Here is an 18,263-nt window from a genome sequence, read left to right on the forward strand (position 1 = left end):
TCGATTAAGGAGTTGTGGTTACGCAGTGGGATATGTAGAGTCCTAAATATTCGCAGCAGTTTGCCATTGTTGTTGATGCACTTCGACGAGCTCAAGATTGGCAAATGAACGACTAAGCTTCAACATTTTCTCCGTTGCTGCTAATTTCGGCAGTGGTGCACTCATAGGCTTGCCTTTGTAACATACGATAAACAACAATATCATCACCTTCGCTTTCTAGGATTACAACGTTGAATTCATTTTCTACTATATCATTCGAAAGACCCCCTCAGGTTTGAGGGGGTCTTTTCGACATTTCGACAAATTTCGCTTAAAGCATTTATACGATGGCCAAATCAGATAACTTGGTACGAACCTCTTGGACCAGCTGTGCTGCATCAGCTGCGCGGTTAACGACATCAATCCGGTCCATATCAACGATAAGAACTTCAGACGCATGATAATGATTCATGACCCAGTCGTCGTAGCCTGACCACAACTTGCGATAATAATCGACCAAGGATTGATCCTGCTCAAAGCTGCGGCCACGAAGACCAATGCGGTACATAACGGTTTCGAAGGAAGCCTTCAAATAGACCATCAGATCAGGCGCCTTCTTTGGCAGCTCCGCCAACTCTGACATCATGTTATCAGCCAAACCTTCATATACATCAAATTCCAATTGTGAAATACGCCCTAGCTCACGGTTCACCTTGGCAAAATACCAATCTTCATAAATACTTCTATCCAGTACATTTCGGTTATGTACTAACGCCTGTTTAATGGCCTTAAAACGTGTATTTAAAAAGTGTAATTGCAGCAAAAACGGATACCGATGCTTTTCGATTTCTTCCGGTGATGCTGTGTAAAATAGCGGTAATATTGGATTATCATCGACACTCTCATAGTAAACATTCGAATTTAGTTCTTGTCCTAGTAAAGTGGATACAGATGTCTTACCAAGACCGATCATTCCCCCAACCACAATCACTGCCATTGACCCCTTTCTCCTTCTACCCAATCATAATTTACCTACTGTCAATTCAGCAAAGCTTACCTATTATACAAGGAATTCAAACGCTAGGGAACCCTCTTTTTTTTCCTTATCGCGGACTTCCTCTTCATTGATAATTCGCTCAATTACAATACTTGCAAAATTCCGAGCATCAATTACTCATATTCTACATATTTTAGGAAATCCTCAAAGTAACGAGTAAAAAAAGCATGGTTCTTAGCGAAAAATCAGAACACCGCAAAAAAAAAGTTGAACACGTGTGATGATTTCATTTGCCATACTGTCCCTATTTATAAGTGCCTTACAACTATCCATATGACAGAGGTGTATCGATGATTTACGGAACAAAGCTACTAGATACAGATTTAGAATTATTTACTGCTGCCCTAACGAAAACGCCTGTGTACGTATGGTCACTTGATCAACTAGGCGTTTATTACCAAATAACTACAGGGATTATCGTCAAATACACGCCAGATCATGTACAAGTTTACAATGAAAAAAACGCCACTATTTCCACATGGTATTCAAGAGAAACCTCGGAATTTAGCATTGCTTTCTAGAAATGAGAAAACCGCCGTTACCGGTTCAACCCGTCGGCGGTTTTCAGCTTCTCATCATGAACAATGCAAGCAACTCATATAGGCTCCTTAGAATAAGTAGGCAAGAACACATCGATTGTCGTCCCATACCCCACTTGACTCTGGATCTCCATGGTTCCCTTGTGTGCTTCTACAATCTTGAAGCACATCATTAAACCTAAGCCAGTCCCCTTCTCTTTCGTCGTATAAAAGGGTTCCCCTAGCTGTTTCAATCGTTCCTTCGGTATCCCACATCCATTATCTTGTGTTCGAACTCTAATCTGATCATCCCCGTGCAAGGAAACTATTAATTTAATTTGACCGTCCTTTGGAATAGCTTCCATCGCATTTTTGATCAGATTGATGAATAATTGCTTCAAATGCATTTCCGAACACGTAATTTCAGGTATATCCGTTTGGAATTCCAATACAAGTTCTACATTACAGAGTACGGCTTGCGTATCCAGAAGGGCAATGACCGATTGCAAGATCGTCACTAGATCACTTTTTTTATACGTTATGGCTTCCGGTTTAGCGATCACTAGGAATTCACTTACAATGAAATTGATGCGATCCAACTCCGATAACATGATGTCAAAATAATGCTTCTTATCTCTCAGATCATGTTGAAGCAATTGTAAGAATCCTCGCAGTGAGGTAAGCGGGTTCCTAATTTCATGTGCTAGTCCCGCCGCGAGCTGACCTGCAACGGACAATTTATCCGATTTTCGGAGTAGTTCCTCCGTTTGCTTGCGTTCTGTAATATCTCTTGTAATTCCTGCGAATCCGAAAATATCCCCTTTTTCATTCATAATGGGCGTTTTCGTTATACTTACATCAATTAATTGACCATCCTTACGAAGACGAACCGATTCCATCCCCGATATTTGCTTCCCTTGACGCAGTTCGTTATACATCTCTTTGCGTTCATTTTCCAAATGCTCCGGATAAATCGGTAATGTACGATGGGCCAACTCCGCTTGACTCCAGCCAAAAATATGCTCATGCGCCGCATTGATTGAAATCACTCGCTCATTCAAATCCAGCACACAAATTGCGTCAGAGGTGTTATTAATAACAGATTCCAAAAGCTCCTTCGTTTCTCTGAGCTCTGTCTCCATCCTCTTACGTTCCGTAATATCTACGCACGAGCCGATAACTTCTACCATGCGCTCATTCTCCATAATAGGTCGCAAGGAAGTAAGGTACGTAATCCCTCGGAAAGTCGTTTCAAACATCACGTTTTCTTCGCCATTCCACGCTCGATGGTAATAAGCTTCTATAGAACTGGCCAAAAAGGCTGGCCAAATATCATGCAGTGTATTCCCTAAAATGTGTATTGGTTTAAAACCCAAACGATAAAGCAACTCACCGTCACAAAGGGTATGGATGAAATTTCCATTTATTTTTCTAAACTTTAAAGTCATCCCTTGTTGTCTTCGTACAGTGTCATGGAGATCCTGTTGTGCGATTCGCAATGATTCTCGGTCACGATTGAATTGTGTGATATCTTTTGCGATTAAATACAAACCGTCCAGTTTATCATTTACAATGATGGGAACATTTTTGACACCTAATTCAATTCGTTCCCCACTCTCTTGTTGGAACACCAACATATAATTATCATTTTGCATCAGTATGCCAGCAGCAGCATCTAGTCTCGTATTATTTTGCAGAAAAATGTGGTGGATATATTGTGCGATTAATTCATTTTCCGAGTATCCTAGAATCCTTTCCATGGCTGGATTAACACCTTGAATGCGTCCATGGATGTCACAAGTCAGAATACCTGCGGGGTTATGCTCAATTAAAGATTTATAGCGCTGTTCGCTTTCCGCCAGTTTTCTCTCCATGTCAGACTGTTGGGAGACGACCTTCATTTGAACAATGAATGCCTGAGGCGTGTTGTCTATATCTCGCATGACTGACATCCGCCAGTCGACGTATAGTACAGATAAATCCTTATGTAAGATAGAGATGTTTTCTTGAAATACAGGTAATTCTCCACCAAGTAAGTTCTTCATGATCCGATCTATGAGACGCACTTGATTCGGTTCTAATAACGACTTCATTTGCGTTGTAAGGAGCTCCCGCTCCGAGTAGCCGACGATGTCGCACAAACTGCGATTCATTCTCAACCAATGACCCTCAAGCGAAATCAGAGCCATTCCCATTGTGGTAAATTCAAAAATCGCATTGAACGATGGCTCCATTTCCGATTGATTATTCATATATTTTCCCCCAGGGTACATGCTTAGATGGTGATCCTCACCGTTTGATAGATTCGACAATGCCATTAACAATCCTGCACTTAGAGCCTTATGGATAGAAATTGTTCACGAAATATGCCCTTGGTTTCCGTCATTATGATAGAATGGAAAGGTTCAATATTCTTCATCTCAAGTTGTAGGAGGATGCTCCCTTGCCCAATATTTGGACTCATTTAATCTTCGGACAAAAAGTTATGAACGAACTAGGTCATACTTCGGTTCTAAACGATAAACAGCAGCGGCACATTTTTTCACTTGGTTGCCAAGGACCTGATTTTCTTTTTTACCACAACTTTCTACCTTGGCAAAAAGACAAGAAATTAAATGCACTTGGTAGTCTCATGCACAAAGATGCCTGTGGACCCTTTTTACTTGAACTAGTTCGACAGGTGCAAGGACGCGGTCTGTACAACCCTGCGGTTCTCTATGTTCTCGGTTTTCTGACACACCATATTTTAGATCGCAATTTACATCCTTATGTGTTCTATAAATCTGGTTTCAAGAAATGGGATCATCAACGATTTGAAATCATCATGGATACCATTTACGCCAAGCATGAGCGAGATATTCAAACTTGGAAAACACCAGTATGGAAAGAAATATATGTAGGTGATAAGTTCCCCTTAGGCATCGTACCGGCTCTCACCGCGGCAACCGCAATCCATTACCCAGATATCGCCTCGCACATGCAGGATTCCGATTGGGACGCCGCCTACTATGACATGATCCGAGCACAACGGTTATTTCATGATCCACGAGGAATCAAACGAGTATTGACATTTGGTCAAATCTCACCGTTGGTTTATACGAAGCATCCCGCTCCTCGCGATTATTTTAACGAAGCCAAGACGACTTGGAACTGTCCAACGGATAGCAATGAAACTTATACCTATAGTGTATGGGAGTTATTGGACACCGCAATGAGTGATGCAAAACTTGTGCTCGAAGCAGCGATCCAAGTCTTACAACGGGGTACCGCGGCTGATTACGACACCTTCCGTGATGTCCTTGGGAATCGTTCCTACGAAACAGGTAAGCCTTGCGAGCTCCACTTGCCAATTACTTATGTGCAACCTATTCTATAGAATGGCAGGCAATCTTTACATAGTCTATATATACTATTCGTCTCAGAGTGTCGGTTTAGGTCTATAGAAATGCAAAAAACCATGAATGATGTCATTCATGGTTTTCGTTATGTCTACTATTCGTGATTTCCCAGTCGATCCCTGTCATTTCAAGTCGATTCAGCACGGTATTGATGTTAGAAAAAGGCTTGCTCCCAAAAAATCCTCGATATGCCGATAGCGGGCTTGGATGAGCCGATGTGATGATTACATGTCGAGTGGTGTCGATCAAAGTTTGTTTGGCCTGAGCGTGACTTCCCCAAAGCAGGAAAATGACAGGCTTTTCACGTGCACTCAACGCTTGTATGATCCTATCCGTGAATCTTTCCCATCCCATTCCCTTATGCGAGTTAGGCAGCGCCTCACGAACGGTTAATACCGTATTCAACAACAGAACGCCTTGTTCTGCCCATGCTTTCAAACAACCATGATCAGGCACGGCACAGTGGAGATCTGACGCTAGTTCTTTGTATATATTCCTTAGCGAAGGAGGGATTGCAATCCCTGGTTTCACAGAGAAACTAAGCCCATGAGCTTGACCGCTTCCATGATAAGGATCTTGTCCCAGTATCACAACCTTCGTATCCGCAAAGGACGTCCATTCCAGCGCACGAAACACTTCATCCTCCGGTGGATAGATCGTTTGCTGCGCATACTCTTCCTGCAGAAACTGTTGTAGCGCCTTAAAGTAAGGTGCTTGAAATTCTTCTGCCAATACCGTCAACCAATCGTTCGATAATCGCTTCACAACTTAGATCCCCCATGTGTTCATTCCGTACCAAGTGCACCCGTAGCAACGTCCTTCAACACAATCTTCCCATCTGTTTCTGTACCATCTGCTAAAACAAGCTTCAGCTTTGTTGTTTTCCCTTTTTGAACAAGCGCTTGTACTTGTGTGTCCGTTAAGCTTCGACCGAAGCTTTCCTTCCAAATAACGAAGGAGCAGCCTTCCTTATAATGCGAACAGCCATAGCCTTTTCGCCCCATAAAGAGGGAGCCGCCGCAGCCAGGTCTAGGACAGGTTGCAATGAACGTACTCGCGCCGTCCCCTGCCGGTTTAGCAGCTGTTACTCGCTTCTTCGCAGGGGCTTTCGATGCACCCTCCCCACGTGCCGCTGTCTTCGTTGAAGCTGAGCCACGTTTACCAGTTGCTTCTGGTGCATTCTCGCCTTCGAAATCCGTTTTCGAAGCTCTAGCTTGCTTGCGTACCTTATCAACAATCAGCGTTGCAAATCGCTTCACATTGTGCATAAACTGGTCATCCGAGGCGGTACCACGGGAAATTTCGTTCAATCTGCGCTCCCATTGCCCTGTCATCTCAGGTGACGTCAACAGTTCAATGCCCGCTCCGCGAATCAATTCAACGACCATCCTGCCCTTCTGGGTCAAAATGATTTTCTTGCCCTGCATGTCGATATAGCCAACCTTCTTCAAGCGTTCGATGGTTGCTGCCCGCGTCGCAGGTGTGCCAAGCCCGGAGTCTTTCATCGCATCGCGGAGCTCTTCATCCTCAATCTGCTTCCCTGCGCTCTCCATCGCCTTCAGCAAGGTGCCTTCGTTAAAATGCTTAGGTGGCTGTGTGTCTTTCTCTTTCACAATCGCATCTGTACACGCCACATCCCCATTCGCATCGATGGAGAACGGCTCGTTGACTTCGACCTCTTCTTCGTCTTCCGTGTCTTCCTTGTCTTTTCCTTTGGTCGCCTTTGCCTTTTCTTTCTTCTGATCAGCGTAAATAACCTTCCAGCCTAGCGACAACAATTCTTTAACGGTTGTCTTGAAAAGCTCTTGTTCCACTTCCGTCATAACGGTGTGTACTTTGTAGGCAGCAGGCGGGTAAAACTGAGAAAGAAATCGTCTGACAATGAGATCGTACAATTTCTGTTCATCCGGACTTAGACCTGAAGCTTTCTTATTCGTAGGCAAAATGGCATGGTGATCCTCAACCTTGGTTGGATTACAAATAAATTTATTATTAATATGAACAAGATTGCGATTCGCGCCTTGTACAAGGTCATGATAAGCCGTTCCTTGCAAAGCGTTTAGCGCCTTGTGCATGTCCGGAATGTTTTGCTCTGTCACATAGTTGGAATTCGTTCTTGGGTAAGAAATAACCTTGTGCTTCTCATACAACGCTTGCGCCGTATCCAAGGTTTTCTTCGCCGAAAAAGCATATTTTCCATTCGCCTCACGTTGGAGCAAGGTCAAATCATATAATTTAAATGGGAATTCTTTGGTTTCTTTTACCTCATAGGACTGAATCCGTGCGGGCTTCCCTTTTACCTTTGCAGCAAGTGCTGCCGCCTTCTCACCATCCGTAAAACGTTCACCCTGCCACATGCCTCGGTAAGGAGTTTCGCCTTGCGCGAAGTGTCCCTCCAACTCGTAAAATTTAAGGGAGGAAAATGCTTCGATTTGCTTTTGGCGATCATAAATCAGTGCAAGCACCGGCGTTTGAACACGTCCCACCGATAGTAACACATTATGTTTCGTCGTAAAGGCACGTGATCCGTTCATACCAATTAGCCAATCCGCTTCACTGCGAGAACGCGCGGCGCGCGTCAAGTTCTCATACTCGGCGCCATCCTTTAATGTGGCGAACCCATTGCGTATCGTTTCCGACGTTAAATCGGAAATCCAAAGCCGCTTAACGGGCTGATTGAGCCCCAGATGCCGCTGTATAAGGGAGAAAATGTACTCACAAATGGAAAGTTCGCATATGCATTTTTCATCGAAATTGCCGATACCGCGCACTCTACCAGTAATATTCACTTAAAATAAATTCAACGTATTCACTCGCGCATAAGTATTTTCATCGAAACTACACGTTTTCAATAAATTAAAATTTAATATTTTAAATTTAATATTCATCAGTATGAATATTTATACATCAAAACAATTTCCAAGCATTTTTTTAGACTTTTAAATTTTATTTTAAATCATGTCTGTAATAAATGCTAATTCAAAAAAAATAAAGAACAACTAAAGATTTGCATTTGATTCAAGAAGAATCAAAACAATATCTTTTAATTGCTCTTTACTTATCTAGGTTTTCAAGACAAATTTCATTTTATTAAATAATAACCTATCATAAACCCCGAACTAACAATAATAAATACATCATCCTTTGTTGGAACAAAACAATTTATGTCACTTAAATTAACAATATTTAATATACCCTTATTCAATTTTAAGAGTCGGCTCACCAGCCTCCGCATTCACGATTATTAAACGTGCATCAACTGAGGATCCATCCTCTCGTTCAAGCTTTAGTTTGCCAGTTTTACCTTTTTCAATTAAAGATTTAACCTGAGCATCTGTCAAAATACGTCCGAAGTTTTCTTTCCAGATAACAAATTTACAACCTTCCTTATATTTAGAACATCCATAACCCTTGCGGCCCATGAATATTAAACCGTTGCAACCCTTCCGTGGGCATCTGGCAATTATACTTGGTGATGCATTAGAAGACTCGGAAGTAGTTTCTTCAAGTGATTTAGACTTTTTGGCAGTCGAACGACGACTGGTCTCGTTTGAAACACTTTTATCATTTGGGCTTTTTGTGTCTGAACTTTGCTTAGTAATTTTACTTCGTCCTTTAGTAGTAGCTACCTTAGTTAGGGTCTCGCTCTCAAATGAGGTTTTAGATGCGCGAGATTGCACTCTAACTTTTTCGACAATTCTAGTGGCAAATTTCTTCACGTTCTCCATGAATTGATCATTTGATGCAGTTCCACGAGAAATCTCATTTAGTCTACGTTCCCATTGTCCTGTCATTTCAGGGGAGGTCAAGAGTTCAATTCCTGCACCCCGAATCAATTCAATTGCGGTCCGACCCTTCTGAGTAATTTGAATTTTTTTCCCCTGCATCTCCACATATCCTACATTTTTCAGCCTCTCGATTGTAGCTGCACGAGTTGCTGGCGTTCCAAGGCCAGAGTCTTTCATTGCATCGCGAAGCTCATCATCTTCAATTTGTTTACCGGCACTTTCCATCGCCTTCAGCAATGTACCTTCATTAAAATGCTTAGGAGGTTGGGTGTCTTTCTCTTTAACTATCGCATCCGAACATTGGACTTCCCCCTGAGCATTGACTGAAAATGGCTCACTAACTTCTACTTCTTCATCCTCTTCCTCATCTTTTTCTTTCCCTTTTTGATTCTTTGCCTTTTCCTTCTTTTGATCTGCATAAATAACTTTCCACCCTAGCGAGAGTAGCTCTTTAACAGTTGTCTTAAATATTTCGTTCTCAACTTCTGTCAACACTGTGTGTACCTTATAGAATGCAGGTGGATAGAATTGCGACAAAAAACGTCTCACAATTAGATCATAAAGTTTCTGTTCATCTGGATTAAGTGATGTAGCCTTTTTATTGGTTGGTAATATTGCATGGTGATCTTCGACCTTTGATGGATTACAAATAAATTTATTATTAATATTAACAAGATTACGATTAGCACCTTGAACAAGCTCATGGTATGCCGTGCCTTGTAAGGCATTTAAAGACTTATGCATGTCCGGGATATTTTGCTCGGTTACATAGTTCGAATTTGTTCTTGGGTAGGATATTACTTTATGCTTTTCATATAAAGCTTGCGCAAGGTCCAATGTCTTCTTAGCTGAAAAGGCATATTTCCCATTTGCTTCTCGTTGCAACAAAGTCAAATCATACAACTTAAATGGAAATTCCTTTGTTTCCTTAACTTCATAGGAATTAATTCTTGCTGGCTTTCCCTTGACTTTGGTAGCAATCGAATTTGCTTTTTCTCCGTCAGTAAATCGTTCGCCTTGCCACATGCCTCTATACGAAATATCCTCTTGAGTGAAATAACCCTCAAGTTCATAAAATTTGAGCGATGAAAATGCCTCAATTTGTTTCTGACGGTCATAAATTAGAGCAAGCACCGGTGTTTGTACGCGGCCAACAGAGAGCAATACATTATGCTTAGTCGTAAAAGCTCTCGAACCATTCATGCCAATCAGCCAATCTGCTTCACTTCGGGCAGTTGCAGCTTTTGTTAAGTTTTCATATTCAGAACCATCTTTAAGCTCCGAAAATCCTTTTCTAATTGTTTCTGGAGTTAAATCAGAAATCCATAATCGTTTAACTGGTTGACTTAACATTAGATATCTCTGGACTAGCGAAAAGATGTACTGGCCTTCTCTTCCGGCATCGCAAGAGTTGACTACCAAATTGCACCGTTTAGCTAAATCAGCAATAACTTTAAGTTGATCAACTGTATTTTTATTGGGAACTAACTTAAAATTATCGGGAATAATAGGTAAATCGTTTATGTTCCACTTCTTGTACTTATCATCATATGCATCTGGTTCAGCTAATCCAATTAAATGCCCAATTGCCCAAGTAATAATATACTGTTCGCCTTCTAAATAAGAACGGTTATTTTTTGCTTTAGGATCTATTGCGGCAGCTATATTTCGTCCCATATCCGGTTTTTCCGCAATAATTAATGTCTTCAACAGATTATCGCTCCTTAATTAATATATCTACTCAAAGTTGAGAACGAAAACTGCAAACAAAAAAGGCCCGAGCTACTAACTCTGGACCTTTTAAGTCATACTTTATTATTGCAATTATTATATCATCTGCAGATTGGTAAGTAAATATTAATTCAGTAAGGTAATTAGTTTTGAATTTTCACTATCCGAGCAGATATCAAATTACTCCTTAATCCGAATAACTCGATGGTAGTTGGTGGTTTGGATGTAAATATACGATACGTACGGAAATCTTCTCCAGCACATCCCAAGGGATACGTGCCCACTTGGCTGTCATCTTTGCTCTTTTTGTAGAAAACAAAGTCGTGTGCAGCCACCATGACCAGAGAGAATGAGCCAAATTCCCTGTTTGTTATTAACACCATTTTTCCATGACTCTCTAACACAATGGAGCTTGATGCGAACTATCTAGCCCCCATAACCTTTCAAGATTGACTGTTTCGCTCATAGGCTGCAGACTTTTATCTAATAATGGGATTTGGACTACAATAGGTGTTTCAGTTGCTGTACCAGTAAAAACGCATGCTCCAGGTGGTAAAATAGACAAAGAATCGAAAGAAGTTTTGTCCAAAAAGGAGATAGTTTTGCTCATCGTTAATAAATCATTATTATTTATTAGCCTGTGAATAAATACATTATGAAGCTGGGAAATAATCGTGTTAGAAATATCTGATGGTCTTTGACTTGATAGGGTTAGAAACACACCAAACTTTCTACCTTCTTTAATTATCTCCTCAAATACTTCCAACCTATAATCCTTCCAACTCTCACTCTCCCTAAAAGATTCATCAGATAGTATATTATGAGCTTCATCAATAACAAGATGCAGTGTCTTAGTGATTACGCTCTCACTATGGTTTTCTTTATGACTATCGTAAATTTTCTTTGTAATTAGAAGTGGGATTAACTTTTTCATTTCTGTATTCACATCTTTTAACGATATGCTAGTTAAAACGGCAGGATTACTTTGGTCGAAAGCAATATCACCAATTTCAAATAACTTCTCTAATTCAAGTTTCCTTTTTTGAAACCTATGTATTATTGGAGAAACATGTTCAAAATGTGCGATATTATTTAGGACATCTTTTGCCAATCTAAGTCCCAATGCAAGTTCGAACAAACCCAAATCAGAGATACCACCAGTATAATCCCTTACTAATTCAATTAGTTTATTTCTAAATGATTGTAATTCTAAATCTGAATTTGTATTATTAGCGCCAAAGTAAATCTTACCACTATAGTTAGTATAGCCAATATCAAATTGTGGATTATAAAACCTACTTAATGCGCCATTATGGAGAGTATAATAACGAAAAATTTCACTACAATTATCTTCATTTCCAATTGAGAAAAATTCTTTAATCGACTGCTTTAAGAGATTAAATGTATCGACCTCTTTATTAGAAACTCCACCATTGTTCAGGATAATCTTCAACAAACTTAATATTACCTCAACAATATTTTGAAGAGTCTCATCCCTGCTGCTTTTGGATAAAGTTTCTTGATAGTTTAATGTCCGTCTTATAAAGGGTTTTTGAGTTCTTTCAGTTGCCTGTAGTAATATCCCCCAAAACTCATCATCCAGCCAATCTTTTTTGATCTTAAGTCTGTCCTTCTGCGTTCTGGTAGATAGGATAATATTTGTTTTCCCGTTGATGACAGTGTTTTCATTTGAATATTCACCATTAAAATCCAAGAAAATTATCTTACTATTACTCAAATCTATACCATCACAAGTTAATAAATTGTGATACAACCGTGCCAATGTATTTGATTTCCCACTACCTGTATTTCCAAATATCCCAATATGACTAGCAAATAGTTTTGTTATTCCTGCTTCAATACTGACTTCTTCAAATAATGCTTTACCAATCGAAATTGTATATTTGCTAGACAACTGAAAAATTTTTTTAACTTCATGTTCTGACATAAGAAACGCTTCATTATACAAAAATGGGAGTTCTTTAATCCCTCTAACAAATAAGCCGTTTTCAAAAAAACCAATTATTAAAAGTTCAACGAATCGATCGTATTGTAATTGTTTGTTTTCAATTTTACTGTTTATATTTTCTTTTATGAATTCTTTATTCACTTTTCCAATCAAGTAAATAAAATCTTTCTTTACTTTTATATAACTGCCAATACCAACATTTCTATATATCTCTCCATTAAAAAAAAGGTTTGATAAATTTTTTTGATTATCAACTTTGATAAGAACTCTTTTACCTTCTACTTCGAAAACTTCACCGATTTTTGAAAATGCTTTAATTCTTAAAATCTCATCGACTTGTTCAATATCAGTGTTCATTAAAACACCTTTCTTTCGGAAACCATATTAAGCAAAAAACTAAAAGTATCGATAAAGACCTGGAAATCAATATTTACTCTCCTCGTTCTGTCCATTTCATTGTTCGCGAAGATTAGTGAATACTCTTTATTCCCATCATCTTCTTCATTTGTTATTTCTTGGATTCTGACGACTTTAACATTTGTAAATAAATTAAAATACCTTAATAATCTTTGCTCATCCTCAAAACTATATGGGAAGATTAACAAAGTTAAGTACGGGTTGCTCAATGCCCTTTGTGTTATTGATCTTATGTGTTCATCCTCAAAAGAAAAACCAAAGGTAAACAATACACTCTGCTCTCTTTCTAATTCGTTAGAATACAGACGTGACAAGTCATAGTATGTATGTTCCATTAACGTTCTAACAAATTTCTGTTTTGTCGGTAGTATAATTGGCAAATTAACATCTTGCCTAAAGTATGCGTACTCATCAAGAAATTCATCAGTAACTTCAGGAATAGCAACATTATTTGCAATGCGTATTGAATCTGTCTCACTATCAAAATTCCAATTTACAGAACCATGTAATTTAATAATATTAATTAACGGCTCCTCATATTGGTAGGAGTATGATTCACTCAACTTAAAAATTCTCTTTTGAAAATTTTTACTACTAAAATATCTATAAAACACCCCAATGCCACCATCATTGTATGGTATTCTTAAATTTTCTAATGCAAACTCTAAAAACAAATCATAATTTGTTGTGAAAACATTCATTTTTTTAGGTAATCTATCTGAACCTCTCGTAAGCATTAACTGATAGATAACTTTCAAAAATTTCATATATGATTCTAATGTTTCTTTAACCCCTTCAGTCATTACATGATTATTGTTAATTATACTTTCTATTAGTTGATTATTTGGCATTTTTACGTCATTCAAAAAAACATTAATCATACTTATGATAGAGTCTCTAACACTATTTTCTTTACTTATCTGAAAATCACGAATAAACATTGTTAAATCATTTTCAAGATTACCAAGAGTTCTAATTGCCTTTATCGATGCACCCGAGCCAATTAAAAAATGGATATTTCCAGATTCGATATATTTTTTCACTTTCTCAAATAGCGTATTATTCTGAAACTTCATGGTCAAAAATCTCACCTTCAAACTATTTTATTAACAGCTATAGAATCATGAACATTTATTGTATTTCTACTTTTTTCCAAAGTACATTTATTGTAACATTTCCCATCTCAGCGTACTATAGTTTTGAAATTATCACTTTATCAAAATGACTACTGATGACATAAGAACATAGACTCTCATTTATCGCTCGATAAAGAGTCGTTTTCTTTACTCCTGTCATCTCTTCGATCTCTGTAACTAGAAGCAGCTAACAATTATCTTGAACATGGCTTCCCCTGTTAGTGTAGATGTCTCTTAACTGTCATTAGTGCTTACCAGTTCTAACACCTTGCGCATTAAGCATCTCATATAACTCAATAAGTTTATAAACCACGAACACATCACCTTGTCGCAAAGCATCTAGGTTTTTTTGTAGTTCTATTCTATCATCTTTCGCCCAACTTTCGTTCTCCGTAGATATCCGATCACATTACGCTTGCATATCTGCAAAATTTCGGCAAGGTATTCCTCGTGTCGAATAAACTAGTTATAATGACCTATATACTCTAACAACATATACCAAGCATAACATAGTACTAATAATGGCTTCAGATGAATTAAAAACACTAAACATGGAGGTACAAATGATTACCACACTATACGATATTGATTTTAATATTGAAACTGAAATCGATAATAATGGAACCAAAACACTTATCATTACACCAATTCCATATTCTATCGACGATTTCCAGAAGTCTTCTCAAGTTTTAGATCAAGTAAGCTTAGAGATTTTGTGGAGTAAACATTATTATGGCATTTCACAGCGCACTGGTCTGTTTACTGATCTTTATAATACTTTTGAAGAATTATCTGCTAGGTGCAACGGTATTCAGGATTACATAAAAATGCAAGCTCTTTACTGTGACTTGATTCTTCGATACGGCACGATCATTGAAGAATTTGCTGGCATTTGCTCTGCTGTTCGGGAATTTAGTCTAAATGGGACATCAATATCAGAGTATTTTTTAGCTTATTCTGATCCAATGGGCTTTTATAATTCAATTGCAAATGGAAATTCCCGAATAATAAAACAAATTTTTAGACTTCCTCAAGCCAAATTCGATCTTAATAGAATTTTTAACAATATTACCGAAGATGAAAGAGAAACTATCTGGAAGGGAATACAAGTATCATCACAATTAATTTATGAATTATTCTTACCAATCTGCGAATCAATTGTACGAAAAGATCAAGATAGTGTTACCTACTATGATTTTTATAACAAGATAAAACATGGCTTTTCTCCAGTTTTCCCTTTTGTTCTTCCAATACAAGTTAATATTGAAGGTGTTCCAATAGAAAGAGCAGATGAGGAAGTATTACATGAGAATTACTTCGAAATTGTGATGATTGTTCATGATAAACTTAAAGGGCAAAGAACACCTGCAGAGCAAGTTAAATACGATACACATAAACTTGCAACACCTGCCCACACATGGGAGAGTGTCAACCTTGAACAAGCAAAGATAATGTTTGATATTGTAAAAGATATAGATTATTTGTATAAACATTTAGTAAAAACATACTTGTCGTTCTCCCAAGGAAACAAAAGGCTAAGCTTATTACTTAGACCTGGTAACCTGATTACTGAGGAAGAGCAAATAATAAGAGATATAATTACAAACGATGCCAATTACATTTAGCATTACTTGCTCACTAAACATTCAGCTGCCATTCAAGCAGTTATTCAATCATTGCCTGTCGTAGAGGGACAGTGTGCGGGAATTTCTGAGAATAAAAGCGCTTCTGATTAACTTTGCCCCGATACTTGTGGTCTAATACGGCTTAGATCACAGTAGGGGGAAATTCATAAGTAACCACAGTACAACTCGCTGTAGCTACTTTCATTTGTTCAGCAGCACAATAATTTTTTCGCAATTTCATAGCCATCCACCTATCGCTCCAGCGATGCGATTTATTGAATTTCAAACTTCTATCGATTCAGCCCTATCGCAAATTTTTAACACTAAGCGCATCGTAGGACTCGCAAGACTTAATACTTGAGATGAAAGTAATTCAACTCGACAATAAAAAGCTTCAGTTCACACTAGATTGGAGAAGCTTTTAATGAAGGCAATAGTTAATATAGGAAAAACTCCACCTGTTAAAATGAGGTGGAGTTTTTGAGTACTTTAGGTTACTGTATCTTTTCGTTAACTAATTGTCCTATACAGAGTTACCCTCTTAACGCTAGTTAATCCCCTATCTCCTCCATCGTATGGGTTTGTGCGTCATACAATTTCAGGGCTTGTTCAAGTTTCCTCTTATAACTGACATTCGTCCATCATTTAGCCTTCGCCGCCGATAACCCCGCTTGAGCGCGCTCAACAGTAATATTTCGTTCAACTCCGCGAAAACCGCCAACATTCCAAAAAGTGCTTTTCCTGCATTTGTGGTGTTATCTATTGAGTCATCAATTGAAACAAAGTGTCTCCCCTTAGTTGAATATCATCAGGCACTTGAATAAGCTTGCAATTGAATGGGTCGGCATATCCAACATATTACGACCAAAGTTGACCCCGATGTCCTGTCGCAGAAGAACAGCCTCATGGCATTATTGCAGCTGACGTAACTATTTTTGATATTTACGCATCCCCACTCTCTATATTATCAGCACTAGTCGATAGAATTTACCCCATCTATATTAAATCCAAGTTTGGTTATATCCATCGACTCAAATCCGTCAATTTCTTTCCCTAAACGTTCAAGCAAGCCTATAACATTACCCACAGTTACCATCCCATCCGTAAAATCAGCGGACATTATCGAAGTTATTATGCTGTTAAAATAACCATGGAACTTAATATCGAAATTTATTAATTTATTTTTCCAATCTTCCAACACAATTGTATCTCTATGAGCCATTTGAAGTTCAAGCCCATTAATTTCCAACGGAAAGCGATGATTACCATTCTTCATCCCTTCTATATTGAAAGTTCCCCTGTGCTTTATATAGTTATATGCCTCTCGAACTTCTCGTGTTGTAGGATTGTTGAAAAAATCTGTAACGCAAACATTTGTCTTATTTTGATTAGCTAATCTTAGATAATATCGTACAACCTCATGATTACATCCTTGCAATGCCTTGTAGTATTCATCCCTGTTCAATAAAATATTGTATGAATTATTTCCATAATACAAATAAAGGGTCTGCCAAGATAAGTCGATCGCATAGTTATAACATGCTAAAGCATCCATTAAAAATTTCGATCTTATAAAGACAAGGGCTTGATCGGTATTAGTAACTATCTTCCCATAATCGTCAACTTCCATAAATAATAGAGAGGATCTTGCATTAAAAACTTGTGTGTACACATCTTCTATTTTTAGAGCTGCCAAAATTTCAAACGGCATAAATTTGGTATATTGAACTTCAGAGGGTTTATAAGCAGCCCAATGTCTAATGCTGTATTCTCTTTTCAATTGTTCTATTTTCATAGATAATCACCCTCACAAAAAAATACCATTAATCTCTTAAAACATTTTATATCTCTAAGCTGCTTATTGCAAAAAGTAAACATTTTGACACAGGCAAATCACCGCCCAATTCATTATTTCAAAAAGTATTTAACATCAAATTGACATATCCTATTTTTAGGATATACTTTTTGACATATTCCAAATCATTCCAAGGGGTGAAAGTCCATGAAATTAGGTTATGTTCGAGTTTCAACCAAAGATCAGAACACAGAAAGACAATTAAAAAAGATGCGAGAACTTGGCATCCAAGATCGATACACATTTGTTGATAAGCAATCAGGAAAAGACTTTAATCGCCCACAATATCAAGCAATGCGCCTTATCATTCGAGAAGGTGATCTTCTGTACCTTGATGCTTTAGACAGACTAGGACGCGATTATGATGGAATTATTCGTGAGTGGAAGCACATTACACGAGAACTAAATGCTGACATTGTTGTTCTGGAGAACGAGACGTTATTCGATAGTCGCAAATTCCGAACAATGGGTGATCTAGGAAAGCTTCTCGAAGATCAATTCCTTAGCATGCTATCTTACGTTGCAGAACAGGAGCGCAAGAAAACAAAGCAACGTCAAGCTGAAGGAATTGAAGTGGCTATGAGTCATGGTGTTAAGTTTGGAAGACCAAAGCAAAAGATTACTCTTGAATTTTTAGGCGTGTACTCTCATTGGAAATCTGGTCAAATTACAGCTACAGAAGGTATGAAAAGGTTAAATATGAAACCGAACACCTTTTACAGAAGAGTTAAAGAACATGAAGAAATTGATTTACAAATAACCACAGGATAATTCGCTGTGGTTATTCTTA

The 18,263-nt window shown here is 38.3% G+C and carries 14 protein-coding genes and 1 pseudogene; 4 read left to right on the top strand and 11 right to left on the bottom strand.

Annotated features, from left to right (window positions below; genetic code table 11):
* Nucleotides 1–42 precede the first annotated feature (42 nt).
* Nucleotides 43–195, bottom strand: a complete 153-nt coding sequence (locus tag HQN88_RS06590) for a hypothetical protein (protein WP_157276788.1) — start codon at nucleotides 193–195, stop codon at nucleotides 43–45.
* 124 nt (nucleotides 196–319) lie between these two features.
* Complete coding sequence (locus tag HQN88_RS06595) at nucleotides 320–976, bottom strand: deoxynucleoside kinase (protein WP_173109421.1); 657 nt, start codon at nucleotides 974–976, stop codon at nucleotides 320–322.
* Nucleotides 977–1,326: 350 nt separating this feature from the next.
* Here HQN88_RS06595 and HQN88_RS06600 point away from each other — a divergent pair, with 350 nt between their 5' ends.
* On the top strand, nucleotides 1,327–1,557 hold the full coding sequence (locus HQN88_RS06600; protein ID WP_173109422.1) for a hypothetical protein: 231 nt from the start codon (nucleotides 1,327–1,329) through the stop codon (nucleotides 1,555–1,557).
* 74 nt (nucleotides 1,558–1,631) lie between these two features.
* Here the strand turns inward: HQN88_RS06600 and HQN88_RS06605 are convergent, their stop codons facing one another.
* Complete coding sequence (locus tag HQN88_RS06605; protein WP_173109423.1) at nucleotides 1,632–3,806, bottom strand: PAS domain S-box protein; 2,175 nt, start codon at nucleotides 3,804–3,806, stop codon at nucleotides 1,632–1,634.
* Nucleotides 3,807–3,997: 191 nt separating this feature from the next.
* On the opposite strand from HQN88_RS06605, the gene HQN88_RS06610 reads away from it, so the two are divergent.
* A complete protein-coding gene (locus HQN88_RS06610; RefSeq protein WP_173109424.1) occupies nucleotides 3,998–4,930 on the top strand; it encodes a zinc dependent phospholipase C family protein in 933 nt (310 codons plus the stop codon).
* 91 nt (nucleotides 4,931–5,021) lie between these two features.
* Here the strand turns inward: HQN88_RS06610 and HQN88_RS06615 are convergent, their stop codons facing one another.
* The 6 genes and pseudogenes from HQN88_RS06615 to HQN88_RS06640 form a co-directional block, all read right to left on the bottom strand.
* Entirely contained in the window at nucleotides 5,022–5,717 is a 696-nt protein-coding gene (locus tag HQN88_RS06615; RefSeq protein WP_173109425.1) for a uracil-DNA glycosylase, read from the bottom strand.
* A 20-nt stretch (nucleotides 5,718–5,737) separates the two neighbouring features.
* The gene (locus HQN88_RS06620; RefSeq protein ID WP_274318790.1) at nucleotides 5,738–7,723 is read right to left on the bottom strand and encodes a type IA DNA topoisomerase; all 1,986 of its coding nucleotides are present in this window, start codon (nucleotides 7,721–7,723) and stop codon (nucleotides 5,738–5,740) included.
* A gap of 426 nt (nucleotides 7,724–8,149) precedes the next feature.
* The gene (locus HQN88_RS06625) at nucleotides 8,150–10,450 is read right to left on the bottom strand and encodes a type IA DNA topoisomerase (protein WP_173109427.1); all 2,301 of its coding nucleotides are present in this window, start codon (nucleotides 10,448–10,450) and stop codon (nucleotides 8,150–8,152) included.
* Nucleotides 10,451–10,658: 208 nt separating this feature from the next.
* Nucleotides 10,659–10,766 (bottom strand): annotated as a pseudogene (locus HQN88_RS38595) (hypothetical protein); the annotation flags it as partial.
* Between the two features lie 102 nt (nucleotides 10,767–10,868).
* Complete coding sequence (locus tag HQN88_RS06635) at nucleotides 10,869–12,797, bottom strand: ATP-binding protein (RefSeq protein WP_173109429.1); 1,929 nt, start codon at nucleotides 12,795–12,797, stop codon at nucleotides 10,869–10,871.
* Complete coding sequence (locus HQN88_RS06640; RefSeq protein WP_173109430.1) at nucleotides 12,797–13,933, bottom strand: SIR2 family protein; 1,137 nt, start codon at nucleotides 13,931–13,933, stop codon at nucleotides 12,797–12,799. The genes HQN88_RS06635 and HQN88_RS06640 overlap by 1 nt, the downstream gene beginning before the upstream one ends.
* 623 nt (nucleotides 13,934–14,556) lie before the next feature.
* Between HQN88_RS06640 and HQN88_RS06645 the strand changes: the two genes are divergently transcribed.
* On the top strand, nucleotides 14,557–15,618 hold the full coding sequence (locus tag HQN88_RS06645) for a hypothetical protein (RefSeq protein WP_173109431.1): 1,062 nt from the start codon (nucleotides 14,557–14,559) through the stop codon (nucleotides 15,616–15,618).
* 598 nt (nucleotides 15,619–16,216) lie between these two features.
* On the opposite strand, the gene HQN88_RS37540 is transcribed toward HQN88_RS06645, so the two are convergent.
* Together HQN88_RS37540 and HQN88_RS06655 are read right to left on the bottom strand one after the other, a co-directional pair.
* A complete protein-coding gene (locus HQN88_RS37540) occupies nucleotides 16,217–16,393 on the bottom strand; it encodes a recombinase family protein (protein ID WP_338118523.1) in 177 nt (58 codons plus the stop codon).
* A 198-nt stretch (nucleotides 16,394–16,591) separates the two neighbouring features.
* Nucleotides 16,592–17,413 carry a hypothetical protein gene (locus HQN88_RS06655; RefSeq protein ID WP_173109432.1) on the bottom strand — a complete coding sequence of 274 codons (822 nt, stop codon included), beginning with the start codon at nucleotides 17,411–17,413 and terminating at the stop codon, nucleotides 16,592–16,594.
* A gap of 207 nt (nucleotides 17,414–17,620) precedes the next feature.
* Between HQN88_RS06655 and HQN88_RS06660 the strand changes: the two genes are divergently transcribed.
* Nucleotides 17,621–18,244, top strand: coding sequence for a recombinase family protein (locus HQN88_RS06660; protein WP_173109433.1), 624 nt, complete (start codon nucleotides 17,621–17,623; stop codon nucleotides 18,242–18,244).
* Nucleotides 18,245–18,263 lie beyond the last annotated feature (19 nt).

This window comes from Paenibacillus qinlingensis, assembly GCF_013204845.1.
In the GTDB taxonomy this organism is placed as follows: domain Bacteria; phylum Bacillota; class Bacilli; order Paenibacillales; family NBRC-103111; genus Paenibacillus_E; species Paenibacillus_E qinlingensis.